Origin of the sequence: uncultured Clostridium sp. (genome assembly GCF_937920395.1) — a bacterium.
Classification (GTDB): Bacteria; Bacillota; Clostridia; order Clostridiales; family Clostridiaceae; genus Clostridium_AD.
Genome location: NZ_CALEVF010000382.1, coordinates 1 through 12,077, shown reverse-complemented (window position 1 = coordinate 12,077; position 12,077 = coordinate 1). Strand labels below are relative to the sequence as shown.

General features: G+C 30.1%; 9 protein-coding genes and 3 pseudogenes. 11 read left to right on the top strand and 1 reads right to left on the bottom strand.

The features are described from left to right. Nucleotides 1-104: pseudogene (locus tag Q0649_RS22330) on the top strand (sugar kinase); the annotation flags it as partial. A 274-nt stretch (nucleotides 105-378) separates the two neighbouring features. Then, nucleotides 379-813 carry a hypothetical protein gene (locus Q0649_RS22325; protein ID WP_298847119.1) on the top strand — a complete coding sequence of 145 codons (435 nt, stop codon included), beginning with the start codon at nucleotides 379-381 and terminating at the stop codon, nucleotides 811-813. 200 nt (nucleotides 814-1,013) lie between these two features. On the opposite strand, the gene rodA is transcribed toward Q0649_RS22325, so the two are convergent. After that, nucleotides 1,014-2,129 (bottom strand): rod shape-determining protein RodA, encoded by a 1,116-nt coding sequence (rodA, locus tag Q0649_RS22320; RefSeq protein WP_298847117.1) that lies wholly within the window; start codon nucleotides 2,127-2,129, stop codon nucleotides 1,014-1,016. Nucleotides 2,130-2,921: 792 nt separating this feature from the next. Between rodA and Q0649_RS23135 the strand changes: the two are divergent. From Q0649_RS23135 to Q0649_RS22270, 9 genes and pseudogenes are all read left to right on the top strand, one after another. Next, nucleotides 2,922-4,811: pseudogene (locus tag Q0649_RS23135) on the top strand (ATP-dependent DNA helicase). 276 nt (nucleotides 4,812-5,087) lie between these two features. After that, complete coding sequence (locus Q0649_RS22310; RefSeq protein WP_298847113.1) at nucleotides 5,088-5,348, top strand: hypothetical protein; 261 nt, start codon at nucleotides 5,088-5,090, stop codon at nucleotides 5,346-5,348. A gap of 330 nt (nucleotides 5,349-5,678) precedes the next feature. Then, nucleotides 5,679-6,340: pseudogene (locus tag Q0649_RS22305) on the top strand (hypothetical protein). A 68-nt stretch (nucleotides 6,341-6,408) separates the two neighbouring features. Further along, complete coding sequence (locus Q0649_RS22295) at nucleotides 6,409-6,735, top strand: hypothetical protein (protein ID WP_298847106.1); 327 nt, start codon at nucleotides 6,409-6,411, stop codon at nucleotides 6,733-6,735. Between the two features lie 159 nt (nucleotides 6,736-6,894). Then, the gene (locus Q0649_RS22290; RefSeq protein WP_298847103.1) at nucleotides 6,895-7,512 is read left to right on the top strand and encodes a hypothetical protein; all 618 of its coding nucleotides are present in this window, start codon (nucleotides 6,895-6,897) and stop codon (nucleotides 7,510-7,512) included. A 328-nt stretch (nucleotides 7,513-7,840) separates the two neighbouring features. Beyond that, on the top strand, nucleotides 7,841-9,016 hold the full coding sequence (locus Q0649_RS22285) for an ATP-binding protein (protein ID WP_298847100.1): 1,176 nt from the start codon (nucleotides 7,841-7,843) through the stop codon (nucleotides 9,014-9,016). Next, a complete protein-coding gene (locus Q0649_RS22280) occupies nucleotides 9,006-10,559 on the top strand; it encodes a hypothetical protein (RefSeq protein ID WP_298847097.1) in 1,554 nt (517 codons plus the stop codon). Before Q0649_RS22285 ends, Q0649_RS22280 begins: the two co-directional genes overlap by 11 nt. Nucleotides 10,560-10,599: 40 nt before the next feature. Next, nucleotides 10,600-11,274: an NAD-dependent epimerase/dehydratase family protein gene (locus Q0649_RS22275; RefSeq protein WP_298847095.1), complete on the top strand. Its 675-nt coding sequence runs from the start codon at nucleotides 10,600-10,602 to the stop codon at nucleotides 11,272-11,274. Between the two features lie 63 nt (nucleotides 11,275-11,337). Next, nucleotides 11,338-12,077, top strand: a 740-nt coding sequence (locus Q0649_RS22270; protein ID WP_298847093.1) for a methionine gamma-lyase family protein, incomplete at its 3' end; no start/stop codon positions are given.

Genomic DNA, 12,077 nt, shown 5'->3' with positions numbered 1-12,077 from the left:
GTTCATGTCTTAAATATTGCATGAATGGTGATGTCAACCTTTCATCTGTAGACGAAGTAATGAAACTTATGAATGGTGACGGTTTAGGAAAAGTTAGTAGGTAAAATATGACGACAATATAATAGTGTACGCTTAAAAGAATCCTCAGAAATGGGGATTCTTTTAATTTTGCAACTCACCTTTATAGATGTTATTTTTTTATATCTATGAATCAAGTATAGATATAAAAAATAGAAACCTATATGTCATTACACAAATCAAATGCCAACATTATTGGTTTATTGTTTATTAGTAACTAACTAATATTAGCTATAAATGCGACAAGTAAAATATCATAAATAACATTTAATTATTAATAGTTGGGTGTGTTTGATATGTGTGATTTGTATTGGAATTATAATCGGTAAAATTATTTCAATATCCAATTTAATTGCAATTGGTATGGGAGTATCAATATTTTATATTATCAGTTTCACAAAAATTGGGTCAAAAACTACAAATGCTAAAGTTATGGCAAACAAAAATTTGATGTGGAAATTAATTGTATATGGTAAGTCATTTAAAGATAAAAAACCAATACCAACAAAAGGATTAGGAGATTTTTTGTTTTATACAATATTGCTTTCAGGTATATATAAAATAAGTAACAATTCTTGCTTTTTATTTTATGGTACATGTCTAATATTCTTAGGATGTACAATAAATTGGATTATAGTTTCTTTTATATATAATAAAAAATGGTATAAAGGATTCCCAGCAACATTTATTCCTTTTATCTTAGTATTACTATTATTTTTTAAAGTTGTTAGTTGAATATTTAGTTTGTAGCATTCGTATATATCATCAAAAGTACCACCATATCATTAGATAAGGTGGTACTTTGTTAAACACTTAAGCTTTCACTCTATTACTATAAATCCAAAATATTTTTAGAGGATAATTTTTTATACGATATATATAAGATAATGTATTTTCCTTGATACATTTAATAGTATTCTCACACTATAAGCATACTAAAAGTTTATTTTCTTTCGCCTCATTCCTATATTTAATACAATGCCTAACAACATAAAACTTGTTAAAAGAGAACTACCCCCATAACTCATAAAAGGAAGTGTTATTCCTGTAATAGGCATAATTCCTATATTCATCCCTATATTTTGAAAAATTGAAAATAACAAATTAGATACAAGTCCTACACTTATTACAGTTCCAAAAATATCTTTGGAGTTTTTTGCAATTTTAATTAATCTATATATAATAATACCATATAATAATAGTAATATTAGTGCACAAATAAGCCCCCTTTCTTCACTTAAAACAGCAAAAACAAAATCAGTATAATTTTCTGGAATGTTTTTAAACTGCACTCCTTTTAAGAAACCGCTACCTATTAGTCCACCTGACCCTACAGTCAATGTTGATTGAGCCAGCTGAAGTCCACTTGATGATGTATTTTTAGTAGGATCCAAAAAAGACGTAAGCCTTGTCTTTTGATAAGGTTGTATAATTGATGAATTCCATACACCTATAAGTAACAGTAAAATAGAAGTCATTCCTGCAATTATTATTTTCCAATCTAATCCTACAATAAAAACTATTCCTAGTACTATAAAGAAATTAACCATAGTCATTCCCATATCCGGTTGTCTATAAATTAGTATCATTGGAATTGCTGCATACATTATTAATTGTAATAAATTTTTAGGATTATTAATTTTCCCGTCCATTTCATCTATCTTCTTAGCTAGCATTATGATCATTCCGATTTTGGCAAACTCTGAGGGCTGTACTGCTATACCACCAATATTTATCCAACATTTAGCACCATTTATAGTAGAACCAAAAAAATGATTAATTAATAAAAATATAACACCAGCCCAATATATTATAACAGCATAATTTTCTATCAACATATAATCAAACAACAATAAAAAATATACCATAATAAGACTTAATATTAAAAATATGACTTGCGATTTAAAATAATGATTTCCATAAACTTTATAAGTAGCGCTATAAATAGTTACACATCCCAAAATTGCAATAAAGATTACAACTATAATTGTAATGTAATCAAATTCTCTTAAAAATTTTTTATTAAGTTTTAGTTTTTCTAAAAGCTTCATGTTTTAAATTACCCCCCTTTATTTTAATTGATTTTTAATTGATTTTTATAAAATAATTTATCTTTAAAAAATCCCTATAATGTAAAGAGAAGGAATTTATTATATGATTAGCTTAACATATATCTCTAAAATACTCAAAAATGCTTTAAATCACCAAGTTTAAATTTCATATTTGAAAATTAGAAATTTCCTATTGCTTCTGGTTACAATATTCCCCTGTTACATCCTCTTTGGTTTATAACTATTTTAAGTTTTAACTATATAAAAAACGAAGTGAAAGTAACACAACTATAATTGAGTTACTTTAATATTAAGTATTGACATGATTAAGCTAGAGTGGATTTGATAGCGATGTACAGTATCATTCACTTCTACCTGGAAGTCATGTAATGATATTCATTAATTTCATAGATGATGAAAAAGCATATGCTCTGATTGTGTATTCAATGCGCATTTCTATTATCGCAGAGTATTAGTAGTAAATACTCTATTTCTTATTTATGAAATCCTAGAAAATTCACTAGATTTTGTGTGATATAAATTAGAATCATTAAAAGATGTAATTTTTTTCTCCATTGTTAATGTTATAATACTTATTGAAAAAGTTTAGAATGTAAGGGTGGTTATGTTTAGTGTATAAAGAAAAACTATGTGCATGTACATAACTGAAAGTAAATTTTCACATAATATTTTCTATGGTATTCCATAGGTTAACAGGAGGATAAAATTTTGTATAAGAAAATAGGGCACACCTTTGATTATAAAACAAAAAAAGAGTTTCCAAGTAAGTTGATGGATTGGATTGGCGATGTTTTTTACGATATTCTTCCGAAACACGGATATGAGATACGTGATGAACAAATATATACTGCGTTTCAGCTTGCTGATGCAATTTGTAATAAAAAAGTTCATCTGGCTGAGGCTGAGGTCGGTACCGGAAAGACCTTCGCCTACTTACTCACTGCAATTGCCTACGCTGGTTTTAGTGGAAAACCTGTAGTAATTGCATGTGCATCAACAGCACTTCAGGAACAGCTGGCAGGGCCAAAGGGAGATATTCAAACACTTTCCCGAATACTGGGATTAGAAATAGATGCGCCAATGGCAAAAGATCCTCGTCAGTATGTTTGTGATGAGAGAGTTAGTGGAATAGGGGAAGTGTTTGGCGATGCAACAGCCTCTGATGAGATTAATCAATGGTTAGCCATGACTACAAAAGGTGAACGCTCAGAAATGCCGCACATATCCGATAGTGTATGGAGACAGATTGGATGGAATAAAACTATGCCCTGTGATGCCTGTACCAGAAGAGGCTTTTGTAAGCTTGTTAAGGTAAGGGAACATTACAGATCTTCCAAGGATTTAATTATCGCTGATCATAGTATCTTTTTTCAGGACCTGTGGACAAGGGACGAAAGAATTGCAGACGGTAAAATGCCTATGCTTCCAGATTACTCGCTGGTGATTTTTGATGAAGGACATAAAGTCATACTGCCGGCAGCCATGGGTGCTGGAAGACAAATTCACAAAGAGGATATTGATAATATTATCCTTTCGCTAGAAGAAATCCAAGGAGCAAGAACTTCAATGGTTGTAAGTGTAATTGCCTTGGGCAAAGCCTCTTTTAACTTTTTCAAAAAACTTAATCAAAACGTAATAGAAGATGAGCAATCAGAGCGTCTGGCGGTTCGCACCGATGATATACTTCTCAAAGCAGCTGATGCTTTTCATAAGGCACTAGATCGGTTGCTCTTAGAGATACAAATTGAGGAAGAGCTATACATAAACGAGCTACCGGAAAGCACGTTACATACCTATGAAATTCAAATAGAACTATCAATTACAGCCTTAGCTAGGTTTGGTAGGAATAAAGGCAGAGAAGTTATTACTTGGGTAGATAGGACAGACGGCAGCTTTTGGGTAGTTCCTAGGAATTTGAGCAATATGCTAGATAAACATTTATTTTCGAAAAAATTGCCTGTGGTGTTTACTTCAGGAACTTTAAGTGATGACGGTGATTTTGGTTACCTTATGAGGACTCTGGGTTTAAAGGATCCAGCAATATCAACGGTTGGAAGTCCCTTTGATATTGAGGAACAGGTGGTGGTTTATTTACATCAGCCATCCTTTGAGGACACTGACAGTGCCAAGTTTTCACGTAAAATTAAACAATTACTATCTTTGCTGAAAGAAAATGGAGGAAGAGCGCTGATACTTGTTAACTCTTTGAAGGAAGTTAGGAAAATAAGAAAAGAAATTAGTGGTTATGAGCTACCTTTTGAAGTTTTATGGGAGGATAAAGGTGAGCGAGGATATCTTGTCCAAAAGTTTCGTGCGGAAGTTACATCTGTATTAGTAGGTTCTACCTTTTGGGAGGGAATTGATGTGCCCGGGGAGTCTTTATCTCTCGTTGTAGTTTGGCAGCTTCCCTTTCCTTCCCTAGACCCTTTGATTGAAATGAGGCGCAAAGAAGCAGAAGAAGAGGGGATGAATCCACTTATAACCGTTGATTATCCTGAAATGGGATTGAAGTGAAAACAAGGTTGTGGCAGATTAATTAGAACAAAGGATGACCGTGGAGTAATAGCTGTCATGGACCAAGTAATAGGAACCCCATGGGAAAAGGTGGTTATGAGAGCTCTACCTAGAGGAGTGAAAATCAAAACTTTGGAACATAGGTAGATTTGAAATACCACACTTACCATTCGTGCTTATAATCTTAAGAAATAAGCCAATGGTATTAAAAGTGTCATTAGTTTATGTTATAATTTTTTTAGAGTTAATGATGTGTATCAAGTGAAGTAATTACTAGCCTAGATGTCATTGAGAACCATGTGAGCTTGATAAGTGAGGTTTTGCTCTGATCATTAATTAATAATGATTAAAGCTGTTATTTAGAAGCATCGTATATACTTGATTTGAAGAGAAATGTGTATTAAAAAAGAAGGAGAGCAAAAAATGGAACAGTTTTTTAAAGCAATAGATGAAAAGATAAGAAAGTCAGGATATCCTGGAGAATTCAGTGGCGAAGAAATCTACGCTGAAATAAGTGATGAGGCCGAGGATCAAGAAGAAGGAAGTTACTTATTCATGAAGAAGCAAAATGATGATATCATGCTCGAATACAGAGTGGATATTTTAGAGGACAATATTAATTTAGCAACCCTCACGATACATACACCAAATAGAAAGTACTTTATTGATTTTGATGCTGAATAGATAAACGTATTAGGGATGAAGATGAAAATGGTGATTTTGAAGCAAAAAATTGGACTGATACATATAAGGTGTTAAAACAGAATTGAGTGAAAATGCACAAGTTCCTTTGTAGGCTACATATACAAATTTATGTACTAATGAAAAGATGAATATTTTGATTATACTTTCTAATTATCCATATAACCATTAGGCTAATAATGAGAAGTTGGAAAAATGAATATTTAATTGATGAGTATAGTGGAAAAGAATAAAAGAGATATGTCGACTATGTCGAATAAGGTCACGTAAATATATTTATATTATGAGGTGAATAAAGTGAAAAATATAGGAATGATTGTAGCTGTTGAAATAGAAGCAGTATTAAATAAATATGGGGTATCCATTAAAAAATTAGAATTTGCAGGATATTCGGTATATCAATATAAATTAGGTGAAAATAATTTATTTGTTATACATAGTGGAGCAGGGGAAATTGCTGCTGCTATGACAACACAGTTTTTAATATCACAATTAAGAGTGAACTTTATTGTAAACTTTGGTGTTGTAGGTGGTTTGACACATGAGATGTCATTAGCAAGAACGTGTATTGTTGAAAGTGTTGTCCACTATGATTTTGATACATCAGAGGCTGATGGATGCGATGTTGGAAGATATCTTGAATATCCGAGTGTTTATATATCTACAACAAAGAAAATCGTGGATAAGGCACTTGAAAATGAACCATTATTAAGAAAAGTAATTTGTGCTTCGGGAGATAAATTCATTGCAAGAAAAGAAAAAAAGAAGAATTGCATAATAACTTTAATGCAGATATTTGTGATATGGAGGCTGCTGGAATTGTATTGACTTGTAATAAAAATAAAACTCCATGTTTATTGATAAAAACTGTATCTGATAGCATTACTGGTGGAGTTAGTGAATTCAAAAATGCAGTTAATGAATCTGCAAGAATTTGTATAGAGATAACAAACAAAATCCTTAATAATTTTTAAATATAAAATATGTTTTTTTATAGTGCGTAACATTGGTAAAATATAACGTACTAATGAGGAGGAAACTAATGAAGTTTGTTAGAAAAATTATTATAATATTATTCACTTTAATAATAATTATTGGAGGAGTTATTATAACTCATATAACTCCTCAAATATCTATTAGAACTAATTTATTTGTAACTGGACATCCAATTGGAGCTTTTAAAGCGACCATAGACATTAATAAAGGTCAATATGAACTGGATAAAGATACCCTTGATAAGGAAAATGCTATGATTTACGTAATTACTGATTTCACCGTATATGATGGAGGAACAGGAAATCCAATGAGTAATTTTAAAGTTACAAAATCGTGGATTTTATATTTCTCTGAAATATACGGCGAGGCATAATATTCATATATTGTAATGCACCATATATTAAAAAAGAACCATAATAGTTATTGATCAACTTCCCATTATTCTTATAATTGGAAGTTAATAAAATCAATGTTAAACTAGAAAAAATATATGTATTAAAGCTTTGTATCAAATTTAGAAGAGGTGACATAGATGACCAAAAGAAGATGTCCTGCATGTGGTTCAATGGACACGGTGAAGATACTATATAGGATGCCAACAAGTGAAGCTTTTGAAGCATCTAAACGAGGAGAATTAGTATTAGGTGGATGCTGTCTTCCAATAATAACTCCAACTAGACATTGTAAAAGTTGTGAACAGAACTTTGGTGGTAACGGACTATATCTTTTTTCTGAGATGACCTTGTTTGAATTTTCAGTGGGTGGATATTTTGGTACATCTCAATTTATATTAATTGATGGAAAGAGAAAAAATAAGCTAATCAGGTATGCAGAAACACCAGGTGGAATGTTTATTGACTTAAAACATCCCAAAAGTGATATTAATCTTAATCCTGATTTTATATTAAAAGAAATACCTTTGACATCAGAACAATGGTTTGATTTTATAGAGGATCTAACTACTTTAGAAATAAGCTGTTGGAAAGATAAATATTATGATAATGATATATGTGACGGTACACAGTGGAAACTTAAAATAAGTTTTACTGATTGCAATAAAATTAGTAAGTGTGGAAGTAATGAATACCCACCATACTGGAACAAATTTAATAAAATCATAAAAAAATATATAGGTGAGGTTATAAGTTAGTATCATAATAATTTTAAATATTATGTATATAGTGAAAGGGGAGAGAGAATGACAAATATTATATTAAAAAGTGTAATGGGTTCATGTGTTGCTGACTCCATATGGAGAGGTATTTGGTGTTTTCTAAATTCGTAAAACTACAAGAATCATGTTTTGCTAGCTGTTACATAATTGTTGATCTAAGTTACAACACTCATAATAGGTGTGATATTTTTTTGCGCCTTATTCTATTTGGCAAAAAATATTTTGTTAAATAACTTGACAAAATATTTTTTGTTAGGTATAATTGTAAATATAAGGAATAAAGGAACAGTAGGAGGTACTAATTATGAAAATTACAACTGGGCAAGCTGCACGAGGTGACAATTTTTTTAAAAGGCCTATTCTAATAAATAAATTATGGAGAAAAATAGATTCAGATAGTAGCATTATAATTTCTGCTCCAAGAAGAGTAGGAAAGACATCCTTAATGAGATATATAGAGGATAACCCAAGGGAGAAGTACTATGTAGTTTATGTAATTACGGAATCAGTATATGACGAGAATAAGTATTATAAAGAAATTGTAAAGGCTATATTGAATTGTGATTCAATAAGAAAAAGAGATAAAGTAATAAATTCAATAAGAGACATTGCTAAAAATGTTTTTAAAAGCATAGATGAGGTTGGTATAGACTCCGTTAAGTTTAGCAAAAATATTGAATATAATTATTATGATAAATTTATAGAAATCATGAGGTCCATTGATTTAGAAGGGCACAAATTAATTATAATGATAGATGAATTTGCTCAAACAATCGAGAATATTCAACAAAAAGAAGGTACTCCATATGCAGTTCATCTGCTCCAGAGTAATAGAGTTTTAAGACAAAATAGTGATATAAATAATAAATTTCAATTTATATATACAGGTTCAATAAGCCTTGAGGGTATTGCAAGACGAATGGATTCTTCAAAGTTTATAAATGACTTAGATATAGTAAAAGTCACTCCACTAAGTGAATCAGAAGGAAAAAACCTTGTAAATGAGCTACTTAAAGGACTAGATTTTTCTATGGACGATGATACTATAAATCATATGCTAAGTGAAATTAAATGGTTAATTCCTTTTTATATTCAACTTGCTATGGATAAGCTCCAAGACATTTATGATGAAGACAATCTATGCATTATACATAATAAATCAGTAGATATTGCAATTAAACGTATGATCGAAGAAAACAATAAATTTAGTAGTTGGCAAGAAAGACTTGTGGTGTATAAAAATAATGACTATAAGTTTATTATAGAAGTATTAAATATAATATCAACATCGGAGGTCAAGAAGATATCTTATAACGAAATGTACAATTACGCTGTGAAATATGATCTTTGCGAAACATATAAAGACCTGTTAAACACTCTTATAGATGATGGATATATAAATAATGATGATGAGGAGAAATTTTATACATTTACTTCTCCCATATTAAGAATGTGGTGGTGTAAAAAGAATGCAAACTAATAGTATAAGTTTTTATAACCCCAACAATTTAACACAGAAAGAATTAATTAATAGTTTTGTAATAAGAAAAAAAGAATTTCAGAAAATTATAAATGATATAAAAAGTTCAGACATGAAATATCCAGAGCAACATTATATGATAGAGGCTCAAAGAGGGTATGGTAAAACAACCTTGCTTAAAAGGTTATATTTTGAAATAAAAAGAGATCCAGAATTAAAAGAAAAACTTATTCCAGTTATTTTACCAGAGGAGAAATATAGTATTCGTAGATTATTTAAGCTTTGGGAGGTAGTTGCCCAAAATCTTGAAAAAGAGAGTTATGAATTTGAAGGACTTTATGATCATATGGCTACATATGCAAAGAAAGATGACTACGAGGATATATCTTTTAAAATAATTGAACAAAGACTTAAAGAAAAAAATAAAAAGTTAATACTTCTAATAGATAATGCTGAGATAATTTTAAAAAAATTTAAACTTATTGAGCAACAAAAACTTAGAGAAATTTTATTAACCTCTGCTGAAATTCGTTTTATAGGAGCATCCTCAGAGGTTTTAGAGTTTACTTTTGATTATGAAAAACCATTTTATGACTTCTTTAAATTAATAGCATTGAAAGGCTTAACTACAGAAGAAACTAATGACTTTCTTGAAAAATTAGGTGAAGGTTTTAATAATAAGAACATAAAGGAAATAATCAAAGATAATAAAGGTAAAATAGAAGCATATAGGAGGTTAACTGGTGGAGTTCCTAGAATAATGTCATTGATTTTCAATAGTGAAGACAATGATAGGGGCCTGGCTCTTAAAGACATCTATACCTTAGCAGATAGAGTAACACCTCTTTATAAACACATTATGGATAATTCATCTCCAGTTCAACAAGAAATTGTTGATATTATTGCTTTAAGCTGGGAAGCCATAACAACTAGAGAAATTGCGGATAAAGTAAGGATGCAAAGCAAAGAAGTATCCGCTCAGCTAAATCAATTAGAAAAAAATGGAGTGATAAATAAAATACCTATAAATAAGAAAAATTATATGTATCAAATTAAAGATCGATTCTTTAACATATGGTATCTAATAAGATTTGGAGGAGAAAAAGAGAAACAGCAGGTATTATGGCTTATAAAATTTTTAGAAAACTGGTGTAATAGGGACACCCTAGTTAATAAAAGTGAAAACAATGATTTTAGTACTATTTATGAATCATCGAAAGCCTTACTTCTTAATGATAAAATACAAGAATCCATTCAAAAGGCTCATTTGTTTTTACAAGTAACCAATGATACAGACCAATATGATAAGTTCATTAATGAATATTTTATATTACTAATGACTAAAAAACAATATAACACTCTACTAAATCTATTTAATGAAAAAGAACTTATGCTAAAGGATAAATTTAAGCCTACTTATTATGCTTTAATGTACTTTATAAAAAGTCAAAATGAAAAATATGATATAGAGTATAAAAAAGTTGGGGAGGAATTAAAGGAAACTGTTAAAGAAATTATTGAAGAGGTTAAAAAGGGTAGTTAAGAATAAAACTATATATATTTAATCGTAAGGAGAGGTAATTATGGAAAAGAAAACAGCATTAGTAGTAGGGGCTACCGGACTTGTTGGTGGTAATTTAGTTAATATATTATTAGAGTCCCCAGAGTATGAAAAGGTGATAGTTTGGGTTAGAAAACCTACTGGAATTAACAATAAAAAGCTTGAAGAGAAAATAATAAATTTTGAATTAATAGATACCTATAAGCTTGATGATAGGCTTAATCATATATTTTGCTGCCTAGGAACAACCATAAAAAAAGCTAAGAGTAAAAACGCCTTTAAAAAGGTTGATTTAGAATATATAGTTTCATTAGCTAGGAAAGCCAAGGAAAATGATGTATCTCAATTTCTTGTGATTTCATCAATGGGTGCTAATATAAAGTCTAGTGTTTTCTATAACAAAGTTAAAGGTCAATTGGAAACTATACTTAGTGACTTAGGATTAAAAGGTCTTAAAATTTTTAGACCATCTTTGCTTTTAGGAGATAGAGCCGAATTTAGGTTTGGTGAAAAAGCAGCAGAAGTTATTTCAAAATGTATTCCCTTTATATTTAATGGTGCTCTAAAAAAATATAAGCCAGTATACGGAAAAACTGTGGCAAAAGCAATGTATAAAGTTGCAGTAGAAGAAAAATCAGGAATACAAGCCTTTGATTCTGAGGAAATTCAAATAAAGGGCACAATAATATTAAAATAGTTTAGATATATGTTATTATTAATGAGGTAAATTAAAATACATAATACAAAGGGGAACTAAATCATGTTAGACATAACAAAAGAATATCTTCAAAAGAAGTATAAAATAAATTCAAAAACTATAGGCCTCTATGATATAGCAATAAAAGATGTGCAAGGGGAGTTTGATAAGCTTGATGAAGTGCGGGAGTTTAACCAACTTAAGGTTTTGACTGCACTTCAAGATGAGAGAATTAGCGAATCTCATTTTACAAACTCATCTGGATATGGTTATGGAGATATAGGAAGAGATTCATTAGATAAAGTATATGCAAGAATTTTTAATTGTGAGAGTGCACTAGTTAGACCACATTTTGTTAATGGAACACACGCAATTGGGGCAGCATTGTTTGGTAATTTAAGACCTAATGATACCATGCTTTCTGTATGTGGAACGCCTTATGATACACTACATAACATAATTGGCATAACCAATAAAAAAGATATCGGATCATTAAAAGATTTTGGCGTTAAATATAAACAACTGGAATTAAAAAATTCTAAGGTTGATATAGATCTAATGAAAAAAACAATGCTTAACGATAAATCAATAAAGCTAGTTCATATTCAAAGATCTACTGGATATGGATGGAGAAAAGCTTTATTAATTTGTGAGATAGAAGAAATTATAAAAGCAGCAAAAGATATAAATCCTAACGTAATTTGTTTTGTAGATAATTGTTATGGAGAATTTATTGAAACTACAGAGCCTACAGATGTTGGTGCAGATTTAGTTGCAGGTTCTTTAATAAAAAATATTGGTGG

Coding starts and splice junctions, on each gene's coding strand:
- Q0649_RS22280 (WP_298847097.1), top strand. CDS start 9,006: ATGCAAACTAATAGTATAAGTTTTTATAACCCCAACAATTTAACACAG.
- Q0649_RS22295 (WP_298847106.1), top strand. CDS start 6,409: ATGAAGTTTGTTAGAAAAATTATTATAATATTATTCACTTTAATAATA.
- Q0649_RS22310 (WP_298847113.1), top strand. CDS start 5,088: ATGGAACAGTTTTTTAAAGCAATAGATGAAAAGATAAGAAAGTCAGGA.
- Q0649_RS22285 (WP_298847100.1), top strand. CDS start 7,841: ATGAAAATTACAACTGGGCAAGCTGCACGAGGTGACAATTTTTTTAAA.
- Q0649_RS22275 (WP_298847095.1), top strand. CDS start 10,600: ATGGAAAAGAAAACAGCATTAGTAGTAGGGGCTACCGGACTTGTTGGT.
- Q0649_RS22290 (WP_298847103.1), top strand. CDS start 6,895: ATGACCAAAAGAAGATGTCCTGCATGTGGTTCAATGGACACGGTGAAG.
- rodA (WP_298847117.1), bottom strand. CDS start 2,129: ATGAAGCTTTTAGAAAAACTAAAACTTAATAAAAAATTTTTAAGAGAA.